The 22,364-nt window shown below is 49.0% G+C and carries 16 protein-coding genes and 1 riboswitch; of the genes, 4 read left to right on the forward strand and 12 right to left on the reverse strand.

Annotated elements, in window-relative coordinates:
* Positions 1-306: 306 nt before the first annotated feature.
* The 4 genes from AC3ITG_RS24545 to AC3ITG_RS24560 are packed head-to-tail and all read right to left on the reverse strand — an operon-like array spanning position 307 to position 7,153.
* Positions 307-2,049 (reverse strand): allophanate hydrolase, encoded by a 1,743-nt coding sequence (locus tag AC3ITG_RS24545; protein ID WP_489251630.1) that lies wholly within the window; start codon positions 2,047-2,049, stop codon positions 307-309.
* Positions 2,046-5,771: an urea carboxylase gene (gene uca / locus AC3ITG_RS24550; RefSeq protein ID WP_489251631.1), complete on the reverse strand. Its 3,726-nt coding sequence runs from the start codon at positions 5,769-5,771 to the stop codon at positions 2,046-2,048. Before uca ends, AC3ITG_RS24545 begins: the two co-directional genes overlap by 4 nt.
* A complete protein-coding gene (locus AC3ITG_RS24555) occupies positions 5,764-6,438 on the reverse strand; it encodes an urea amidolyase associated protein UAAP2 (protein ID WP_489251632.1) in 675 nt (224 codons plus the stop codon). Before AC3ITG_RS24555 ends, uca begins: the two co-directional genes overlap by 8 nt.
* A 1-nt stretch (position 6,439) precedes the next feature.
* A complete protein-coding gene (locus tag AC3ITG_RS24560) occupies positions 6,440-7,153 on the reverse strand; it encodes an urea amidolyase associated protein UAAP1 (RefSeq protein ID WP_489251633.1) in 714 nt (237 codons plus the stop codon).
* A 72-nt stretch (positions 7,154-7,225) separates the two neighbouring features.
* Positions 7,226-7,346: riboswitch (guanidine-I (ykkC/yxkD leader) on the reverse strand.
* Positions 7,347-7,585: 239 nt separating this feature from the next.
* On the opposite strand from AC3ITG_RS24560, the gene AC3ITG_RS24565 reads away from it, so the two are divergent.
* Positions 7,586-8,911: an APC family permease gene (locus tag AC3ITG_RS24565; RefSeq protein ID WP_163757772.1), complete on the forward strand. Its 1,326-nt coding sequence runs from the start codon at positions 7,586-7,588 to the stop codon at positions 8,909-8,911.
* Positions 8,912-9,089: 178 nt separating this feature from the next.
* Positions 9,090-9,719: a TetR family transcriptional regulator gene (locus AC3ITG_RS24570; RefSeq protein WP_163757770.1), complete on the forward strand. Its 630-nt coding sequence runs from the start codon at positions 9,090-9,092 to the stop codon at positions 9,717-9,719.
* Positions 9,720-10,060: 341 nt separating this feature from the next.
* Here AC3ITG_RS24570 and AC3ITG_RS24575 read toward each other — a convergent pair whose 3' ends face one another.
* The 5 genes from AC3ITG_RS24575 to AC3ITG_RS24595 all read right to left on the reverse strand — a co-directional run bounded on the left by AC3ITG_RS24575 (position 10,061) and on the right by AC3ITG_RS24595 (position 16,649).
* The gene (locus AC3ITG_RS24575; RefSeq protein WP_163757768.1) at positions 10,061-10,654 is read right to left on the reverse strand and encodes a YdeI/OmpD-associated family protein; all 594 of its coding nucleotides are present in this window, start codon (positions 10,652-10,654) and stop codon (positions 10,061-10,063) included.
* Between the two features lie 222 nt (positions 10,655-10,876).
* Positions 10,877-11,380 (reverse strand): EVE domain-containing protein, encoded by a 504-nt coding sequence (locus tag AC3ITG_RS24580; protein ID WP_413028316.1) that lies wholly within the window; start codon positions 11,378-11,380, stop codon positions 10,877-10,879.
* 73 nt (positions 11,381-11,453) lie between these two features.
* Positions 11,454-11,957, reverse strand: coding sequence for a helix-turn-helix transcriptional regulator (locus tag AC3ITG_RS24585; RefSeq protein WP_489251634.1), 504 nt, complete (start codon positions 11,955-11,957; stop codon positions 11,454-11,456).
* A gap of 175 nt (positions 11,958-12,132) precedes the next feature.
* Positions 12,133-15,660 (reverse strand): S-layer homology domain-containing protein, encoded by a 3,528-nt coding sequence (locus AC3ITG_RS24590; RefSeq protein WP_489251635.1) that lies wholly within the window; start codon positions 15,658-15,660, stop codon positions 12,133-12,135.
* A 425-nt stretch (positions 15,661-16,085) separates the two neighbouring features.
* The gene (locus tag AC3ITG_RS24595; protein ID WP_413372969.1) at positions 16,086-16,649 is read right to left on the reverse strand and encodes a TetR/AcrR family transcriptional regulator; all 564 of its coding nucleotides are present in this window, start codon (positions 16,647-16,649) and stop codon (positions 16,086-16,088) included.
* Between the two features lie 256 nt (positions 16,650-16,905).
* Here AC3ITG_RS24595 and gap point away from each other — a divergent pair, with 256 nt between their 5' ends.
* Complete coding sequence (gap, locus tag AC3ITG_RS24600; RefSeq protein ID WP_163757747.1) at positions 16,906-17,916, forward strand: type I glyceraldehyde-3-phosphate dehydrogenase; 1,011 nt, start codon at positions 16,906-16,908, stop codon at positions 17,914-17,916.
* 247 nt (positions 17,917-18,163) lie between these two features.
* Positions 18,164-19,153: an NAD-dependent epimerase/dehydratase family protein gene (locus tag AC3ITG_RS24605; protein WP_449006455.1), complete on the forward strand. Its 990-nt coding sequence runs from the start codon at positions 18,164-18,166 to the stop codon at positions 19,151-19,153.
* A gap of 310 nt (positions 19,154-19,463) precedes the next feature.
* Here AC3ITG_RS24605 and pstB read toward each other — a convergent pair whose 3' ends face one another.
* The 3 genes from pstB to pstC all read right to left on the reverse strand — a co-directional run bounded on the left by pstB (position 19,464) and on the right by pstC (position 22,286).
* Positions 19,464-20,219 (reverse strand): phosphate ABC transporter ATP-binding protein PstB, encoded by a 756-nt coding sequence (pstB, locus tag AC3ITG_RS24610; RefSeq protein ID WP_489251636.1) that lies wholly within the window; start codon positions 20,217-20,219, stop codon positions 19,464-19,466.
* Between the two features lie 193 nt (positions 20,220-20,412).
* On the reverse strand, positions 20,413-21,321 hold the full coding sequence (gene pstA, locus AC3ITG_RS24615; RefSeq protein WP_413028306.1) for a phosphate ABC transporter permease PstA: 909 nt from the start codon (positions 21,319-21,321) through the stop codon (positions 20,413-20,415).
* Positions 21,318-22,286: a phosphate ABC transporter permease subunit PstC gene (gene pstC, locus AC3ITG_RS24620; RefSeq protein ID WP_489251637.1), complete on the reverse strand. Its 969-nt coding sequence runs from the start codon at positions 22,284-22,286 to the stop codon at positions 21,318-21,320. The genes pstA and pstC overlap by 4 nt, the downstream gene beginning before the upstream one ends.
* Positions 22,287-22,364 lie beyond the last annotated feature (78 nt).

A 22,364-nucleotide genomic window follows, 5' to 3' on the forward strand; every position in this document is an offset into this window, starting at 1 on the left:
TGCTGAAGTTGCTCTGGAACGCTATATTCTGCAGTATTTTTCATTCTCACTTTTAGTCCGGCCTGTTCCACTTCAATCGCTTCACATTGCGTTTGTGGGACTTGCGCACTTGAACCCCATCCGTATACGTGCAGACGTTCCTTTCATCACTGGATTATTATCATAACGTACAACTTCAGGTAAAGCACCGCTTTTTCTATCAGTTACCACTTGGTTCCCCCATCTAAACATACAGCAACAAGTCTTTCAGATCATATCCGAAAGACTTGTTTTTGCCACCTTATTTATTCATATCGCTAATCCCTCTCAAGATATAACCCTTGCCTCAATCCACTTTCTCCATCCGCCCGAGTCACTGATGTTCTCGGCACCTTCCGCAGCATAGGCCTCACAGACAAATCCGCTCACACTTCTGCCATCGATCATCTCGACTTGACCGATGCCAAGCGGGGCGGGGATCGACGCGGTGAAGGCTCCAAACGAAGCGCGCGGCATATCCCACAGCTCGACTTCAATGGATGAGCCGCCTGTTACTGTGCGCACAAGACCAGGCTTGGCTGGCGTGGTGGGCAGTGCATACATCTCATACACAGGCGCCGTCAGCGACTCTTCCCGGAATACGGCACCGAGTCCAGTCATCTGGGGTTCCAGTGGCATTCCGCGCAGGTGAAGTCCACACACGGCAACCGTAATGACATCTTCCTGCTGAAGCAGAAGTTCAGATGCCAAGATGATATTTGCTTCTTCTTCCGGACGGGCAAACAGTGTTATGCCAAAAGGAAGCCCTTCCTCTGCCCAGCCTGCGGGAATCGCCACGGCACTCAGATCAAGCAGATTGCAATGGTTGGTGTATAGCCCCATCTTGCTGTTCGTTTCGATCGGATTCGCAATCACCTGCTCGCGGGTCCAGGTTCCCCCGCATGTCGGCAGAATCAGCACGGCATCCTCCAGCAAAGTCGCGGTGTGCCGCCGAATCTCTGCCAAGCGATGCTGAGCCTTGAACAAGGCTGAAGCGGTAAAGGCTTCTTTTTTCCCAGACTCCAGTACCGTCTTCGTAACCGGAAAGACCGCTTCCCCATGTGCCTCCACATATTCATCCAGATCAGACCAGCGCTCCGCAACCAAAGGACCTTCGTATAGAAGCGCCGCCGCTTCCTGTAGCATAGCAATATCGATCTCTTTCACAGCTACGCCGGATGCAAGAATGGCTTCCTTCTTCCGGTACCATGCCTCTTCATACGCTATAGCATAAGGACCATAGAATTCCAGTACATTGGACGGCAGCAAAAAGGTACGCGGCATCTCCCCTCGACTCAACGGGCGATGCACAGAATACGGGTCTTGCACATCGACACCCCGCACCACCTCGTCCACGCGCTGTGTATCGACCAGCTCATGAGCGAATACAGTGACGCAATCGATGCTGCGACAAGCGGGAATGACCCCAGCCGAAGACCATGCACCCACCGCCGGCTTATAGCCAACAAGATTATTTAGCGCTGCTGGCACACGTCCTGATCCGGCGGTATCCGTTCCGAGAGCAAACGCCGCCTGACCAGACGCTACCGCTATGGCCGATCCCGAACTGGAGCCTCCGCTGATCAGCTCGGGACGAAGCGCATTATGTGTATCGCCATACGGACTTCGTGTGCCCACAAGTCCGGTGGCGAACTGATCCAGATTGCATTTCCCCACCGGAATGGCACCTGCAGCAATAAGTCTTTCTACCACGGTCGCATGGCGATCCGGGACATAAGCGTAGTCAGGACAAGCCGCCGTAACCGTCCACGCGGCTACCTCAATATTGTCTTTGATGGCAAACGGAATGCCCCATAACGCGCAATCCTCCGGTTTCATCTGCGCCAGTCGATCCAGGAACGGCTGTATCCGTTCAAGGGTCGGCGGCAGAATCCAGATGTTACGATCCCGGGCATGCTCTGCCCGCTGGATAATAACCTCGATCACATCCTGAGGGGTGAAGTGGCGATGGCGATAAGCTTTTTGCAAGTTAGCTACGGTGAATTGCCCTGGTACAGATGATTGGCTCATGACGCGTTCACCTCTTCTACAGGATATATAGCTGCAATGCAGTCCCCGGCACGAACCTGATCCCCCGATGAGACATAGATGGAAGCGACAATTCCGTCATACGGTGCCTTTTGCGGGAACTCCATTTTCATACTTTCTTCTATTATAATGTCTTCGCCTTGGAGTACCTTCTGACCCACTTCCACAAGCACCTTCCATACACTGCCGGACATCGAACTGTTCACTTCCAGACTGCCTTCGGGCAAAGCCTCATGCTCCGCCGCACTCGCAACTTCCGGTTCGGACACATGTTCTGCGATGCCAAGCTCCTTCCAATACTCCCGCTCCTGCTGGAATGCAGCCTGCTGTGAATCCCGGAAACGTGCGGAAGGCTCCTGAATCTCTTCCAGCCAGCTGAGATATTCACCCAGATTGAACGTTGTCTCTTCCACGTCAACCACCATCTGCCCACGCGGGAAGTCCTCTCTCATCTGCAACAGCTCCTCCTTGGATACCGGATAGAACTGAATCTGATCAAAGAAACGCAGCAACCACGGTTTGCCCTGCTGGAAGTTGGCTGTCTCTCTGAATTTGTTCCACATCTGGATCGTACGACCGACAAATTGATATCCACCCGGCCCCTCCATGCCATAAATGCACAGGTACGCGCCGCCAATGCCAACCGCATTCTCCGGTGTCCATGTGCGTGCAGGATTATATTTGGTCGTCACCAGACGATGACGCGGATCAAGCGGTACAGCTACAGGCGCTCCGAGATATACGTCGCCAAGTCCCATCACCAGATAAGAGGCATTAAATACCACCTCAGCGACTTCTTCCAACGAGCCGAGTCCGTTCATGCGGCGAATGAATTCCAGATTACTGGGGCACCAAGGCGCATCCGGGCGTACATTTTGCTGGTAACGTTCAATCGCCAGTTGGGTGGCCGGATCATCCCAGGACAGCGGCAGCTTCACAATCCGGGATGGCACTTCAATCGAATCCAGCGACGGCAACTGCAGATCCAGTTCCATAATGATTGCCGCGGCTTCCTTCACCGTCATTCGGTTGCTGTCCAGATGAATCTGCAAGGAGCGAATGCCCGGTGTCATCTCGATGAACGGTATCAGTCCACTGTCACGCACCGTTTGCATTAACACATAGACCTGAAAGCGATACAGAAGATCCAGTTCCCGATCTCCATATTCAATCAGAATATTCTCGTCACCAGAGCAACGAATACCGATCTTGAACCGACGTCCCTGCTCCTCATAAGCGAGAATTGGCATATAGGCGCCAGAAGAAATATCCAACAGTTTCGGCAAAGAAAGACGTTCGCCCCCCTCGATCAATGAATCGAGATAGGTATGCTGTGCATCCCGGAGCTGCTCGGCTTCCTCCACTGTGATCAGCTTAAACTTTATTTTGTCGCCCGGAGACAGCTGTCCGACTTTCCAGAACTCCGCTGACGCCGTTGTCACCGGACATACAAATCCTCCCAGACTCGGTCCATCCGGCCCCAAAAGAATTGGCATATCTCCGGTCAGATCAAGTGCCCCAACCGCATAGGCATTATCATGAATGTTGGATGGATGAAGCCCGGCGTCTCCGCCATCTTCTCTTGCCCACAGCGGCTTAGGTCCAATCAATCGCACGCCTGTACGTGAGCTGTTAAAATGAACTTCCCACTCCGTCTCCGTCAACTGCTCCAAATACTCCTGTAACAGATATTCCTGCGTGCAGTGAGGCCCCGGAATAACACCAATCATCCAGTTATGGGTTAATTCCGGTTGTTGATGAAGAGAGAGCGGCTGCAAAACAGTTTTCCGTTGCTGGTCTTGCCGCACTTGTTGCTGCATTCCCTCTTGCTTAGACTGCTGCACTTGCTCTTGTTCCTGATTCCACTGCTGACTTACCTGTTTCTCCTGCTGCCGCTTTGGATGAACTCGCAATACCGCACCCGTTCGCAGTGCACTGCCCGTATGCCCGCCGAACTCCCCCAGAGTAAAGGTTGACGCACTGCCCAGCGTCAGCGGCATATCCAGTCCCCCGAAGACAAGTAGGTAACCCCGCATGCCGACCACAGCTTCACCCAGAACTAAAGTAGAACCCTGAGCCGCAAGTGTGGGTGTGTAGAGCGGAATCGGTATTCCATCCAGCGTTGCAGACATTTCCGCACCTGTCAGACAGAATGTCATTTCATCACGGAAGCGGTACGAGCCTCCGCGCAAAGTCATTTCCAGCCCCGCCACACCTTCATCATTACCTAGCAGACGATTGCCGATTCGAAACGCAAGCGAATCCATCGGACCCGAAGGCGGTACACCGATATCCCAATACCCTTTACGGCCCGGATAATCCTGTACCGTAGTCTGAATCCCACCGTCCAGCACTTCAATGGCATGCTCTGCCGGACTGAATCCAGCGAGCATGTTCGTATATACCAACCCTTCCCGAAAAGGCTCCGTATCCAGAAACGCCTGAATGTAAGTCTGGTTGGTCGTTATACCGTATACTCGCAATGCAGCGAGTGCTTCAATCATGCTCTCTATGGCGACCTGTCTGGATTCGGCATGCACGATTACTTTGGCCAGCATCGGATCATACAGGGTGGTCACCTGTACACCGCTGCGAATCCACGTTTCCACCCGAACATGTTCTGGCCACACGACAGCATCGATCCGGCCATCACTCGGGCGAAAATCATGCAAACAATCCTCGGCATACAGGCGCACCTGCAAGCTGTGACCTTGCGGCTGACGAACCCGTGCCGCCAGACTTTCCATCTCTCCGGCTGCTTCCCGAACCATCCATTCAACCAGATCGACGCCAAGCACCTCTTCCGTTACCCCATGCTCCACCTGTAACCGGGTGTTGACCTCCAGGAAATAAAACTGTGTTGTCTCCGGGTCATACAGGAATTCGACCGTACCCGCACTACGATATCCCGCTGTCGCAGCAAGCCTTCTGGCGCTTTCATGCATGGCGCTTCGCGTTGCTTCCGGCAGGTTAGGTGCCGGGGTCTCTTCAATAATCTTCTGATTCCGACGTTGTACGGAACAATCCCGTTCACCCAGTGCCACCGCTTCTCCAAAAGCATTACCGAAAACTTGCACCTCGACATGTCTTGCTCTTGCGATATATTTCTCCAGAAACACGCCGCCATCGTTAAAATTCGCGACAGCCAGTCGGGTTACCGAATCGTATGCCTCTTGCAACGCTTGTTCATCCGTGCAGATGCGCATCCCGATCCCGCCGCCACCTGCGGTGCTCTTGAGCATAACCGGATAACCAATCGCAGCGGCCTGTTCCATCGCCACATCCAGCGATGGTACCAGCCCTGTACCCGGAAGTAACGGTACAGACGCCTGTTCCGCAATGGAACGCGCCGTATGTTTCAGGCCAAACAGTTCAATATGCTCCGCAGTTGGTCCAATAAACGTAATTCCCTGCTCTCCGCACGCTCTCGCAAAGGTCGCATTCTCACTTAGAAATCCGTACCCCGGATGAATTGCATCTGCACCAGCCGCCAAGGCCGTGTTCAGGATAAGCTCGGCATTCACATAACTCTCCTTCGCCGGGCCATCACCGATCAGGATGGATTCATCTGCCAGTTCAACATGCAGACTATCGCGATCTGCTTGGGTGTAGACGGCCACAGAAGCAATGCCCATCTGACGCAACGTACGAATGATTCTGACGGCAATCGCTCCGCGATTGGCAATGAGTACTTTTTTAAACATGAGAATCGCTCCCTTCAGCTTCCCAGATCAGCACCTGAGCAGGTGTCGGATTGTATGCATTGCATGGATTGTTAAGCTGTGGGCAGTTGCTGATCAACACCGTGACAGGAGCGAGAGCCACCAGTTCCACATACCGGCCTGGCCCCGATACCCCATCTGCAAATGTAAGCTTGCCTTCGGGTGTAACCGGCACATTCATGAAGAAATTGACATTGGGGGCCAGATCCCGTTTGGAGAACTCCGGGCGACTCGACAGCATGAGCATGAACGTATCCCGGCAGTTATGCATCGGCAGCGTGTCATGGGAGTACCGAACGGTATTGCTCTGTGCCGAGCAAGCTCCACCAATCGTATCGTGTCTGCCACAGGTATCCGCGGTAATCTGAAGCAGTTCCCGCCCCGACTCGGCAACCAGCACTGATCCGGTCGTCAGATACAGGTTCTGCTGTCCGGTAATCGTTTGAATAGCGCTGTAATGATCCCCCGGATCTTCCGTAGCATAAAAGAGTGTATCCACCGCCTGATTCCCTTCCAGATCGACAATGCGGAGTACCTGGCCTGCGGCCAGATCATGGATCCATCCATCCCCTGCCGGGATGATGTGGTCGTAGATCGCTTTGACGGGTTCCCGTGTGCTCGTGGTCGCTACAAATGTTGTTGTGCTCATATTAATAGGCCCCTTTCAGTAACGATTGTGCTTGCCAGGTATTTTCAAATGCTCTCCGATTCTCCTCACAATGAACAAGGCAGCGATCATCTTGCTTCACAGGTTCGGCATCACTGAACGTCAGCTCTATAATTGAATCTGGATAACGCCCTTCCGGGTCCAGCGGATTCGGTGTATTGGATACGACGAGAAGAAGTTCCATTTCCGTGCGGAGCGTTACCGAAGTACCTGCAGTCGGTTGAGATTCGTATTGCATCGTGCCATTCAGTTCACAGACCACTTTGGAAAAAAAGTTAATCGGCGTACTAAGATCACGCGGCGTCAGGCGATGTCGATACATCTCTACCACCAGATTCTCATATCCGCTGCGGTACCAATCATTTCGCTCTTTCTGATAGGTCGTGACTCCATATTTGCGATCCGTACTTCGACGTGTTGTGTATCCCGATAACGTATCATGCCAACCCGTCGTGTCATCAATGATGGATGCAAGGACACGGCCCTGATCACTCATCAACACATGACCTGATGTCAGGTATGCGGTGTGTTGCGCTTTGAGTGAATCCGGCATGTTGTAACGTTCGGAAGGATCGGAAGCCTGAAACAGAAGTGTTGTCAGGTTAGCGCGATCCCCCAGCGCTGTCATTCGAATGTTCTTGCCCCGACTAATGTAACTTGACCACTTGCCACCTGCTTGGATGCGAATTGAAGTCATATCAGTACCTCCTGTGTAGTAGAAAAAAATATAAAAAAGCCCGGGAGAAATACCAAAAATGAATTTGGTACATTCTCCCGGGCTTTTTTCCCGCCGTGTACATGGAAGTGAGCCAGATCAGCTGCTTCCATGCGTTTTCTCTCGGACCAGGCAACAGTGTGAGCCACCGTTCGGAACCCTAGAAAACATTTTGTATTCGGTTGTTGTTCATGTGAACAATCCTAACACACAACAAAAAAAGTGACAAGAATATTTTTATTTCAATTATTTTCTTCAATATAGCGATCGGATTCATGTTATATTTTCAGGCGTTTTCACCTCGTTTTACGAAAAAAAAGCTTGTGATTTACAAAAAATATTGGTTAAATGTGAGGTGTCATGACAAACACTATTGCAAAAAATCGATACATTCCGAAATCAGGGGGAGATACTATGTCAGATAAACTAACTTTGAAAAGAGACTTATCGTTGTCTCATGTCGTGACCATGGGTCTGTCCTGGATGTCACCCATGATCTTTTTCACCAGTTTCGGTGTGTTACATGAAGGTTCCAAAGGCATGCTACTGGCAGCTTACTTGCTTGCATTTATAGCCATCTTGTTCACCGCGCTAAGTTATGGTCAGATGGCCAAGGCGTTCCCCGTGTCGGGATCAGCGTATACCTATGTGACCAAATCCATGAACCCGTTTATCGGCTTCCTTGTCGGGTGGGCCATCCTGCTCGATTATCTCTTCTCCTGTATTATCGCCGTGCTCATGTTCGGTATTAATCTTCACGCACAATTCACCTCGATCCCTTCCTTTGTCTGGATTCTGTTATGTACCCTTGTGGTCATGATCATTAATATTATCGGGATCAAAACATCAGCCAATGTCAGCAAAATCTTCGTATCCATGCAGATCCTGTTCATTGCAGGTTTTTGCTCCTTACTTGTATACAGAGCCTTTCAAGGCGGAATCACCGCAGGCTGGAATCCGCTTAATACTCAAGATGGTGTCCCCATTTCCACTATTCTTGCCGGAGCTTCGCTCGTATGCTTCTCGTTCCTTGGTTTTGATTCCATTACGACCATGACCGAAGAAACGAAAAACCCAAGGAAAACTATCCCTCGGGCCATTATTATCATCGTTTTATTGGCAGGACTAATGTATTTCGTCACAGCTTTCCTGATTCAGCAGATGTACCCTTCATTCACGTTTAATCATGTCGATTCCGCAGGTTTTGAACTCATGCAATCGATCGGTGGTCCTTTACTTGCCTCGATCTTCACCTTTGTCATTATATTCTCTGTACTATCTCAGGGAATGTCCTCCATGACGACCGTAACACGTCTTATGTTCGTGATGGGAAAAACGTCCTTGTTGCCACGAGCATTCGCATCACTCCACCCTACACTTCGAACTCCAGTGTTCAACATTGTTCTCATGAGTGTCATCTCGTTATCGGCTATGTTTATCAGCCTGGAGACAGCGATCATGTTTGTTAGTTTTGGTGCATTAACCGCATTTCTGTTCGTCAATCTATCCGTTATATTCCACTATATTATTCGTGAAAAGCAGCGTTCTCCCCGTGATATGTTCGTACGTTTCCTATGTCCGCTACTCGGTGCCGGATTTGTATTTTATCTTATCACGCTACTCGATGTTTCCTCGTTGATGCTTGGCTCCGGATGGCTCGTAGCTGGACTCATATACTACCTTGTTAAACGTTTGAAGCCCGCAACCATGAGCATATCCAAAGTGGATGAAGCCTTGTAAACAAAGGTGATTTTGTTCAATGGTACTTTGATTGTTCAGTTGTTCGTTTGATCATGTCAGTTAGTGAGGGCACACGAGATTTGGCGGGTAGTGCTTAACCCACTGACGGATTGATAGAACACAGCATGTAGAGCCAACAGATAGAGTAATAGAATAGCGCGTAACGGGAGGGATTGCTGTGACGTTGGAACGAATCAAACAAGCTTCCCTGATGTTATTTTCCATCCACGGCTTTGACGGCACTTCGTTACAAACCATTGCACAACAAGTCGGTATACAGAAGCCTTCTATTTACACGTATTTCACAAATAAAGATGCGTTGTATCTCGAATTACTGCATGATTCACTTACACAGGAGTTGGACTTCGCCCGTCAGTTAACGAAAATTCGTTCTGACGGAGCTTTCAAAGAAGTGCTCTTTCAATTCTTGTCCAGCTTCATTGATCGTTACGAGAGCGAACCGAGTGTTTCTTATATGCTCAAAACATTCCTTTATCCTCCGCAGCACCTGCAAGCTCCAATTCAGGACTTGCGTAATCATTATATCGATGAATTGGAGCGGATTTTGTTCACTGTGTTCAGTAAGGAGCCGGCGGATCAGGAATTCTACATATCCCTTGCTAACTCTGGACAATATCAGGTTGCTGTTCCCTTGCAAAGAACGAAACCTTATCCCGCTGCGGAAAGCTCCTTCGCCTTTTTCATGGTGCATCTGCAAGGGTTGTGGGTTGAGTTGCTACGCAGCGGTGCGGAGCGTGCCTACGTCAGATTGCAGAGAACATGGCCTCTGGTTAGTGCTTCAGTATAATCAGTAGCTCAGCATAGAAGGACTCTAGCTAAAAATCATAATAAAAAAGGCATTCCCTGTCATACGTCATACGGAAGACAGGGAATGCCCTTTTGGGGTTTGCTCTGTGGCTTTGCTCGATGCCTTTTCTCTATCGCCTTGTTCTGGAATTCGCTTCATTCTAACGAATTGTGGATACGCTAATTCCCTCTTTTTTGTACAATTCCGAATTGTAACGAATCACAGAGATGTTATCTCGACAATATGGGCCGTTTTTTAGGCTGACGCTCCCCTTCGGGCAGGAATAACGTTTCTCAGGTTCGTTATCGCTTGGAACAGCATCGCTAGTCATCACTCATCTATTAATCATTCAATCCTTTGCCTTCCAGAATCGGCTGCATGTACTTCTCTATTCGTGACACTTTTGTTTTGGATTGCTTTGGTTGTGAGAAATAATAGAGATATGCCCGCTGCCGTCCGGGTGTCAGTGCTTCAAATGCATCTCGGAAGGCAGGATTCTCATCGAATTGCTGCTGAAGTTCCTCGGGAACGCTATATTCGGCAGTTTTTTTCATTTCCACTTGCAATCCAGCCTGTTCCACTTCAATTGCTTGTTGGATATAGGCTTTGATCATAGCCTCCTGCTCCACAATCTGCTCAAGACTGGTGAAACGAAGCTGGCGTTCTGCTTGTACATTCTCCGTTTGCTGGACCAAAATGCCGTGTGTATCCTTCAGCAGAGCACCTTTGAAGAATAGAATGGCCACGTATTCTTTGAATCCATGAATTAGTACGATGTTTTTCCCATCCAGCATGTAACAAGGATGCATCCATTTCATATCCTCTGTCAGTTCAAAATTCCGAATAATCTCTCTCAGCTTTGTGGACTCTTCCTTCCACGTTTTGAGTTTCTTTAGATAGCCGTCAACCTTGCGATTCCCACTTGTATCCGTCATGGAGAAATACCTCTCTTTATCTCATGTTCTTATAGGATCAATTGTACTGGTTTTCAGTGGATTGTACAGCGTTGCTTACAGAGCTTTTATTGACTTTTCCAAATGAATTTAAACCTCAACGAAACAAGACCAGCATCTTCGTAAATGTAATATCAACGGTGGCGGATTTGATTATCCATAAAGCAAAAAGGCCCATAGACAATCTATGGGCTTTTGGTTTGGTTAACATTTCTGGATTAAGCCGATATCTAGTAGTGACTGTGTCTCATCTTCTAACATGGAGGAAGCTATTATCATGAAGTCTTCAGCCCCAATCTCAAAATGGCCTTTACGAAATGGAAACCCCCAATTGCGATTTTCGCGTGTGAAACTGAGTTTGTCTAACAACGTTGCGATCTTTACTTCTCGACACGGAAGATAACGGAGATCTCGGCGAAAGGGTACAAATGATTCCGACATCTGGTATTGGTATATCCTATCGTCGGTAATTTGACCAATAGCGGTAAACGCCTGAAGTGGTTTCCCTGTTGAGATGTCTGTACGTGGAGAGTAGTATATCATCCAATCATCCTGGGACATTTGTCGCAAAAGTGCTGCCTTGCCATGGCACAGCTGCGCAAATCCTCCCTCTACGGCTACACTTAGATGAGAAGCAGATACAACACCAATCCAATATCTGCTGTCTGTCGTTTCCAATGATTTCAATGCTTCCGTTGCACTTCTCATCCTGCAACCAACTCCAATTCCTCTTGATCTGTGATATGTCAAAGTATAAAAAAACACTACTGACAGGTGTATGTCAGTAGTGTTTTAAGACGTTTTTGGCTACTTCCTGCATTCGGAAGCGTAAAGACTCCGGCTCTAAAACCTCGATATCTCCACCCCAGCCAAGTAAATAATGCAATATTTCCTCTGGATAACGGACACGAAAATGAAAAATGACACCTTCCTCCCGCTCCTCAAATGCATCCATATAAAAATGAATTGCCTCCATAATTTTGTCAGCAATTTCAGGTTTAGCCCGAATTAATATTTGTTCGTTACGGTCGTCGTCAGGAGGTCGATAACTGTTTAGATCAAAGCCAGACGGTAAAAGGAACTGATCCTCCAGCACGGAAAGTTCAGTCATGCGTGACAAACGAAAATGACGAATGTCTTGTCGCATATCACAACGTGCGATCAATACCCAATTCTCCTGAACCAGTGAGAGTCCATATGGAGAAACCTCACGCATGTTATACCGATTCCCATCCGTTCCCGGCATTTTTTTCAGGTACATAAAGCTGATTTTACGTTTGTTCATTTTCTAGCCCCTACCGTTTGATCATCCAAACTAACTCATTCTATCACAGTAACTTGTAATAGCACCCGAAGATGAGAATGTTTTAACCAAAAAAACTGATACCCAAAAGGATATCAGTTTTTTTATCTACTTTATATCTGCTGCTTTATATGCGATTAATTCTCTTCTTCACTACTTATACGTACATTGCCAGCAACAAGTTATAGATCATCGTCGCAGCTTCCGCACGGGTCGTCATATTTCCTGCACGAACCGTATTGTCCGTATATCCGTTCACAATTTTGGCCTGAACGGCTGTATTGAGTGCATCTTGTGCCCAAGCCGGAGTTTGCGACTCGTCAGTGAAGCTTGGTTTTACAGCATCATTGCTCGTTCCCGACTGTGCATCTGCACTTAACTTCAATGCATTCGCCATCATCACAGCCATCTCCGCACGAGTAATCGTCTGATTAGGCTTGAACGTATTGTCTCCATAGCCCTTCACGATTCCGGCTTGCATGGCTGCGGCTATATCGCTCTTCGCCCAGTCTGGCAGACTGCCTTGATCTGCAAACGTCGTATCCGACTGCACGGACTTCAAAGCCAGTGCCTTACTGATCAATGTAACAAACTCTGCCCGTGTAATCTTCTTGGATGGTTGGAATGTACCATCTGTGTAGCCCTGGATAACGTCCATGCCTATCAAGCGGTCTGCATAGTCGGATGCCCAGTGTCCGTTCAGATCGGACAGATTAGCAGCTGTGTAACTGGACACAACAAAGGTACCCAGATGATTCACATTAGCCGATATTGTTCCTGCTGCATTCATCTTTCCACCGATGAATACCCAGCTCTGACGTGCTTCATTATAATAGTAGATCGCTGGCTGTGTTCCTTGAGGCAGCTTGGAAGCATCATATTGCAGACTCAATGCTGCCTGATCGTTCAATGTCCGTCCTCCACTGCGAGTAATCTGTACTGCTTGGCCCAGTACATTCAGCGAAGCTGCATTCTGCAATTGGTCCTGGGATACAACGGACAGCTGCAACGTATCTTTTTCCCCAATAGCTCCAGCCGGAGCGTTGAATTGCACGATGTCTTTCAGACCCGTTTGTACTGGCTGATTCGCTTCGACCTCTACCTTCACTTCAGTAGTTGAATCTGATCCCGGATCCGGGTTGATTGGCGTGGTTGGTACGGTAGGTGTTGTAGGTACGCTAGGTGTTGTAGGTACGCTAGGTGTACTTCCACCGGAATTCCCTCCAGCGTTGCCTCCATCACTACCTGAACCCCCGCCTCCATTACCCGAACGGGCTTGTACGATAATCGTACGTGTGACTTCCTGTGCAGCATTGCCGGCAATATCTTTCACGTTATAACGAAGGGTGTAGATCCCCGCCACTTGTGTGTTCACTGTGCCGTCAATCTGCACGGAACCACGGATGCCCACATTATCGGTAGCCTGTGCTCCAGGATCGTTATACGTATCTCCCACAGTTAATGTCATCTGGCTGCTGCCTTGCAGGGTGATGACAGGAATTTCGCGGTCTATTTTAATGACCAGAGGTAAGGTATACGTTTCGTTCAGATCGTCCGTCGCTCTGAATAACAGCTTATGCTCTCCAGGCTCGGTTACCTCCAAAGGTGTATTCTCCGTATATGGTTCGTACGTCTGTCCTCCATCACGGGATAACTCAATAGTCGCCGAAGTGGCTGGCGCGTATACTGCGCTGGTTACACTAACCGTTACGGCCTGGTTTGTCCATGTATCCGTATGATATTGCTGGCCGTCAGCGGTGGTCATGTTGCCTTTTAACACCAATACCTGATTATTTGATCCCTCCACAATGACAGTGAACGTTCTGGTATCCGTTTCGCTGCCACGTTGTACCGTTGCTGTCAATTCCAGTCGCTCATTATTCTCAGGCTGTGTAAGAAGTTTCCCCTGTGCATCCATCAATTCCGGGTTGGAGCTGGACCAGTTAATCGTGGCTCCATGTTTTCCTTCAACAGGAAGGGTAAGGTCGGAAGTGACCGCGTTCAGATCGCCCAGATCAATCGCTTGAAGCGTATCCGTTACCGCCTGTGCATCACTATAAGGTGTAGCACTCACGAAGATCGGATTGGAGTAGAACCACAGATCGTGATAGTTCTGATCATTAATCTCGTTGAAACGAGTCTCTGCATCCGCTGTTGTGATCTTCGGATCAAGTTGCGGTTCACCATCTACAGTCTCACCAGTAACATTCATACCCAGATTTGTACCGCGCAGGCGATAATATTTATCCTGGTCTGTAGCTTTGATCTTGTACGTGATGACATTGTAACCTTCGGCATCTGTTGTCCAATCGTTGGACGTGAAGGTAGCCAGTACTTTGGTGGAGTCGTTCGTGTCTTTGGAATATGCGGGTGTGCCCTTCTCAGCCTTGCCCGTCACATCTCCCGCGATGAGATCTACGTGATCTACCACCGGTACTTGTCCAGCGGACGTACCGCTGTTGATAGGTTTTTCATAGTTGTTGCTCGTGGTTGGACTCTTGAAACGGATTTTCAGTTCCACTTCGTCACCTTGGGTCACACCCAGGTCTCCGCCCATTTCAGCCTGAGTACCCGCGCCGGAAGCCGTGAAGTCCAGTGCGTTGATCAGATCACCGAATACGGAAAATGATTTCCCCGAACGCAGTCCTTCCAGCACGGCTTGCATACCTATACCATCAACCCACGAATAGGTCTTGGCATATTCTCCCGGAAAATAACCGCTGGAATTCGTGTCAATTGTCTTGAAATGGTAATCCGAATTGCCATAGTTCCAGAAGTGACGTCCTTCTCCCAACAATGCATCCCACAGACCGCCCACCTTGGCGACCATATAGTCTACACCGCCGTATGTACGGTATTTGTATCCATCATCTGCTGTCGGATTAGCTACATTGTATGTTGTGTTGTACCCACCGCGATCCGGTTCCATCTGGTTGCCCAGCATACCTTCGATACCAAAAACGACTTGCGGAGCCAGATCGTTGAACTCACGGAAGTCCGCGATGGTATATTTGTTTTTGCCCCGTGAAGGGTGATTGATCATTGCATAACTCGTCGTTGGATACTTGGTTGCCAGCCAATTGATAGCAGCTAGTGCATCCTGATGAGTCGTATAGGCACGTCCCCCCGTCAGATCCCAATTCGCTACGTCAGCCGCATCAAACAGATTCGCATCCCGATTGGTAAAACGATACTCAAATTCGTTCGCAGCTTCCAGCGCTTCGGTCGAATTTGGTTCATCCGTAAGAATCCCCACCCCAACATGTTCATGTGTCGGCATGTCCCATTCGAAACCGGAGAAGATCGTTTTGCCTGCGTATTTGCCTGCTTCCTGAAGTGCTTTGATCTGTGGCACCTGGTACTCGTTCATCCCTTTGGACATCGGAATCGGTCCACCTGGAATGTCTACTCCATTCTGATCCCGCTTGGATAACCGCAAATGATCCGTAAGCGCGATCCAGTCCAGACCATACTTCGTCAGTCCCGCGTCGAGTACATTTTCTAGCGAATTCTGTGCATCATCGGACTCAAAGGTATGTACGTGCAAATCCCCCGTTTGCCATGAACCTGTTGCCGAGCTGTTGGTTGGTGTGTTATCTCCCGCATCTGCATAGGTTACCGCAGCAGGAAAAGCCCCCATTACAAGGCCCGTAGCCAGTGGTATAAGCGTAAGCCTAGCGAGCATTTTCTTTCCCTTATTGTGAACAAAGTCATCCCACCACCGTTCTGAGTTGTTGTGTCGGGAGTAAATATAAGTGACTTTGAGGGAAGGGTCAACGCAATGAAAGCGCCTATTAAAAATTTGACATATATCTGCATTGCTTTACATTTCATTAACAATTTCTCTTACTTTGTATATGAAGATCGTGCTCAGTCTTACTCCATATTAAGGTCTTGAAATGTGCTAGAAAGAAGTTGCAAGAGGGTGAATAAAAATTCATATTTTGTTCACCATTCAGGGAATTTCCACCACTACTAGTGGTCTATTAGGAATATGGCTGGCTTCCGTTCTGGCGTATTATTACATACTCAATTTATGACATATTTATCATTGAACTTGAGTTGTCATCGATGATGCCCAGCTCCATTTCGATGTGCCAGTACACCAGATTAACAGGTCTTTAAGCAGCATTGCTGCAAATAGGACGAGAAGATTTTTTTATTCATGAGCATGTGCTTGTTATCCCCATCCAACTTGCTGAGTAAAATCCCTCCCTCCAACAAGGAAAATGCAAATGATGCTAGCGCATCCACATCCAGATCCTCCCTAAACTCCCCAGCTTGAATGCCGTCACGAATAATACGTTTCATCATATCCAAAAAGCTATGCAGCCCTTGCCTTGCCTGACCACAAAGCTCCAAGTGAGTATCGTCACTTTCTACAGCTGTATTCTGCATGGGACACCCGCCAATAAATGGTGGATCGTTGACGACATTCTCATAGACACGAAAAAAAGCAACCAACTTTCCTGACGCAGACTGCTCTTGATCGACCGCATCAGAAAATTTTCTGGCGACCATACTGGCAGCATAATTGTAGGCTTCAAGCGCTATCTCGTCTTTACTGGCAAAATGTCGATAGATGCCCCCCTTCTTAATTCCTGTGTCGGCAATAATATCGTTTAGCGATGTACCGGCATATCCTCTCTGGTTAAAAATTTCAGCCGATTTCATAATGATATGTTCCCGTGTTCTGTCCCCTTTTTTCATGAGTTCCTCCGTATGAACCTTTTTTTTATTTCATTTGTTTTAAATGAATTACTCAATTCGTCTTGCAATTCATTAATATCATGCTAATATGAAGATACCGATCGGTCTCTTTTAACATTATACAATAGGCCATTCTAGAATGAAATAGCGCTGGCCCATTTTATTTCATCACTGGCATTCGCTTATTGGAATAAATAAAACTTTATAGGGGGATTTTTCAATGACTGTAAAAGTAGGTATAAACGGTTTTGGACGAATCGGACGACTAGCTTTTCGCCGAATTCAAGATGTGGAAGGCGTCGAGGTTGTAGCGATTAACGACCTTACGAACGCTAAAATGTTAGCTCATCTGCTCAAATATGATACGACACAAGGCACTTTTCACGGTGACATTGAAGTTCATGACGGAACCTTCAAAGTAAACGGCAAAGAGGTTAAGGTTTTGGCTAAGCGGAATCCTGAAGAGCTTCCTTGGGGAGAGCTTGGCGTTGATATTGTTCTCGAATGTACAGGCTTCTTCACCACGAAAGAAAAGGCCGAGCTTCACCTGAAAGGCGGAGCGAAGAAAGTCGTCATTTCCGCCCCTGCTACAGGCGACATGAAAACGATCGTATACAACGTGAACCATGACACACTGGACGGAACGGAAACCGTCATTTCCGGCGCTTCCTGCACAACCAACTGCCTGGCCCCTATGGCTAAAGCTCTGCACGACAAGTTTGGTATCCAATCCGGGCTGATGACGACCGTTCACGCTTACACGGGTAACCAAAACACGCTTGACGCTCCGGATCCAAAAGGCGATTTCCGAGCTGCGCGCGCCTCAGCGGAGAACATCGTTCCCTACTCCACTGGTGCCGCAAAAGCCATTGGTCTGGTTCTTCCGGAACTGAAGGGCAAACTGGATGGGGCATCTCAACGTGTACCTGTTCCAACAGGTTCCGTGACAGAACTCGTTGCCGTTTTGAATACCAAGGTAACGGTTGAACAAGTTAACGCTGCTATGAAAGAAGCTTCCGATCCAGAAACTTTCGGCTACACGGAAGACGAAATTGTATCTTCCGATATCAAAGGTATCACATTCGGTTCGCTCTTCGACGCCACGCAGACGAAAGTTCTGACAGTCGGTGACCAGCAATTGGTGAAAACCGCAGCTTGGTACGATAACGAAATGTCTTATACAGCCCAATTGGTTCGTACGCTGGAGCACTTCGCTAAGATCGCTAGATAAATAATCAAAGGATGGAGAGAAGGAAAATCCCATGAAGGATGAACTCCACTTACGATGATCGATTGTTTGGCATTAGTCTGGTTTTGACGGGAGGCGAATCTGTTGACGCTAGTGGGCGTCTGCGAATGCTGCATCCCTGCTTTCACGTCACAGATCGGCTACGCAAGGTGGAACCACCCACTTCTGCAGTTCTTGAGTAAAACCGCGGCGGCGCCATGCGGACTATCCTGGATTCCGAACCGAAAGGATGATCACATTGAAAATTCTCGTCACGGGAGGCACTGGCATGCTCGGCGGCCGCCTGATCCCGAAGCTCGTGGAGGATGGTCACCAGATTTTCGCCCTCACACGCTCTGTATCATCTCACGCCAAACTCAGGGCCAAGGGTGCGACGCCGGTTGATGCCGATCTCGAAAGCAGCACGCCAATCGTGTTACCGACGATCGATGCAGTTGTGCATGCGGCCGCCCTTTTCCGCTTTTCAGGGCCACGGGAGCCCTTCTTCCGAACCAACGTCGATGGCACCGCAGCATTGCTGAAGGCAGCCGAGTCCGCCCGTGCGAAAACATTCGTCTACATCAGCGCGGCGGGGATCCACATGGATAACGGCGGTACGCTCATCCGCAACGCCGATGAAAGCGCGCCGACTTTCCCGAACCACTTCTCCGCCTACCTGGCGAGCAAGGCACGGGCCGATTCATTAGTTCTGGCAGCCAACAAACCCGGCTTTCGCACGATCGCGCTTCGCCCACCGGCTATCTGGGGGCCGGGTGATCCGTTTAGCCGAGCGCTTCCCGAAGCAGTCAAATCTGGACAGTTCGCGTTCATCGACCGTGGAGATTACCCTTTTTCAACCTGCCATGTGGACAATGTAGTTGAAGCCATACAATGCGCTCTTGAACGCGGAGAAGGCGGCCATGCTTTCTTCATCAAAGACCTGGATGGGCAGACTTTCCGTGAGTTCGTCGCCTCGCTTGCGAACTTGCAGGACCTGTCCATCGATAAACTGCGTTCGATACCCTACTGGCTCGCCTCTGCCATTGGCCGGCTGTTCGACACGATCTGGGGCGTCACGCGGAAAGACAGCGATCCGCCGATCTCACGCTCGATGATACGCATGATTGGGCGTGAGTTCACCGTTAACGATGCCGCTGCACGTCGGGAGTTGGGCTATGTCGGAAGAACTTTGCGCGAGGCCGGCTTGCAAAGCTATGAGGAACCATCTGCTCGACGATAATGCTTTGGAGGGTAAACGACGGCAATCGCGATGGTAAGTTGTTCTCTGGACTGGCTCTTTTGGCCAATTTGGTGGGCATGAGCACTACAAAATCATCAAAAGCCTATTAGCGTAATAAAAAAATGGAGCAGTCGCCACCGGCGATACTGCTCCTTAATTTGTTGAACTAAAGTGCTCTGTTAGTTTAGTGATTACTTCATTAAGTATGAGATAATTGAATCAATCTGTATCGTGGTCTGTTGAAATAATCAAAAACAAAAAAGCCTTTCAGATCATATCTGAAAGACTTCCACCTCTTGCCGATTCAGAATCAACCAAAACGACCACTAATATAGTCCTGTGTACGCGAATCGACGGGCTCGGCGAACATGTCTTGGGTAGCGGAGTATTCCACGACCTCTCCATTCAGGAAGAACACCGTCTGCTGAGAAACCCGAGCTGCTTGCTGCATATTGTGTGTGACCATCACGATGGTATAACGTTCCTTCAACTCATGAGCCAACTCCTCGATCTTGAAGGTCGAGACGGGATCAAGCGATGCCGTAGCCTCATCCATAAGCAGAATGTCCGGCTCCACTGCCAGTGCACGTGCGATGCATAGGCGCTGCTGTTGTCCTCCGGATAGACTTAACGCGGAACGCTTCAAGTTATCCTTTACTTCATCCCACAGGACAGCAGAACGCAGGCTCTGTTCCACGATTTCATCCAGCTTCTTTTTGCCATGAATGCCGTGTTGTCGTGGGCCGAAGGCCACATTATCGTAGATGGATTTCGGAAAGGGATTTGGCTGCTGAAAAACGATACCGATCTTCTTGCGAATGGTTTCCACATGCACCTCGCCGCTGTAAATGTCCGTTCCACCTACGGCCACTTTACCATCAATACGTGTTCCGGGTATCCGGTCATTCATGCGGTTGAGGGTCCGCAGCAGCGTGGATTTGCCACAGCCGGACGGCCCGATAAAAGCGGTAATGGCCCGCTCCGGAATTCCAATGGAGACATCCTTAAGCGCCTGAAACTGACCGTAATATAAATTCAATTTGTTGATCTCAATGATTGGCTGCACAATAGTTCCTCCCGGTGTTGAAATTGATCTTGTTAATGGAAGTTGAACTAAACATATTTACACTTGCCACTCCCACAGAACAAAGAGGTGAAAATCCGGGTATAAAGGCGAACGCTCCGCTTCTCCAGCTTATTTCTGTCCTCTACGTCTCGTGTAAATGCATAGTTCAACTAATTGCCATCATTCTGATCTATCAGGCTTGATTTTTGCGTGCATTCAGCCACAGCGGCACACGGAACAGAATATTAATGAGCAAAGCCACAAAGATCAGTACAGCCGTTGTCTTTTGCGCAATTTCCTCGGCATCCGGCACAATGGCTTCGGATTGAATGTACCACAGATGTACAGCAAGGGTTCCTCCTGGCGATAGCAAATTGAAGTCCCACATTTCCCCGGATGTAGACACCCCTGCGGTCAGAATAATGACGGCACTCTCACCGAATGCCCGACCTGCCGTGAGGCAAATACCTGTCATGATTCCGTTTATAGCCACCGGCAGCAATACATTACGGATCGTTTGCAAATGGGTAGAACCAAGTGCAAAGGACGCATTACGAAGTTCAACCGGGACCGCCCGGACCGATTCCTCGGTTACTCTGGTGAGCACAGGCAGATTCAGAAAGGCAAGGCTGACGGCGGCGCCCAGAATCGTAAGACCAATTTCGAAGAACTCCACAAACAGGGCAATACCAAACAATCCAAAGATGATGGATGGAACAGATGACAGTCCCTCCACGCAAATCCGCACGATCTCCATGAGTTTGTTGTTTGGGGCAAATTCCGCTAGGTAAATTCCGGCAGCCATGCCGATGGGAATAGAAATCAGGAGGGATAGAATCAGCACATAGAACGAGTTGAACAGCGCCGGTCCAATCCCACCTCCTTCTTCAATCTCGCTTGGAACACCATATAGAAAGTCCCAGCTCAGCAAGGGCAACCCTTTTTCCAGAAGAAGAAATAACAGTCCAACAATGAATAAAATGACGACAATCCCTACACCCCATACCATGCCCGTAAAAATCCGGTCCATCAGCGTGGATGCACCTCTGCGTTTGCCGAACGAATAGGCGGGGACAGCGTTCGCCTGTTTCTTCATACTCATGAGTAGCGTCCCCCTTTCTTCTGAAGCATTCTTACGGCTACAATCATCAAGATGGAAATGGCAAGCAGGATAAAGCCCATCATGTATAGCCCATGATTCCAGGTAGAATCGAATTCAACGCTTGAGATTTGCATGACGATATTACTTGTCAGCACCGCTGTTGGTGTGAACAGACTGTTAGCGAGCTGCGCCGTATTGCCGATGACCATCACCACCGCCATCGTTTCTCCAATGGCACGAGTCATCCCGAGAATGACGGCGTACATGATTCCGCCTCTTGCAGCAGGCAAGACCACACGAGTTATGGTTTGGAATCGGTTTGTACCAAGTGCATAAGCTGCATCCCGGTATTTGTTCGGTACAGCAGATATGGCATCATCACTGATCCGGCTGATGGTAGGCAGCACCATAATCGTCAGAACGATGGACGCTGCGAGCAAACCGTCCGCCAGATCATGTCCACTGATATCCCTAAGCCAAGGGATGAGAATCGTCAGTCCCAAGAAACCGTACACCACAGAAGGAATACCCACCAACAGATCCAATACGGGTCGCAGAATATGGCGAAGCCATTTGGGCGTCATTTCGGCCAGAAACACAGCAATGATGACGGAGATCGGAATGGCAAACAGCATCGTGAGCCCCGTGAGTGCCAGCGTTCCCAGAATAAAGGTCAGCGCACCGTAATGCTCATTTTCCGGGTCCCAGTTGGTAGAGAAAAAGAATTCGCTGAGCGAAACATCCGCAAAGGTCAGAACGCCCGTACGAAGCATAAGGACCAGAATGCATAACAGAACCAGACAAACGAAAAGTGTACTGCCAATACAGATCATGCGAAACAGTTTATTGGACCATCTTAAACGCGCCTTACGGTCAAACCAGGTTCCCGATCCGGGAGCCTTGCCGATGCTTGAACCAAGCTCACTCGGAGCAGGGCTGTTCGTGGATGGATTTAAATCGATCATGAAGGGCTCTTCCTTTCACATAGAGAAGCCAGCTTGGCGACCGTGCGCAGAAGCTGGCTATCCCTTTCCTTATGAAAT

Source organism: Paenibacillus sp. GL_099_B, assembly GCF_057835695.1.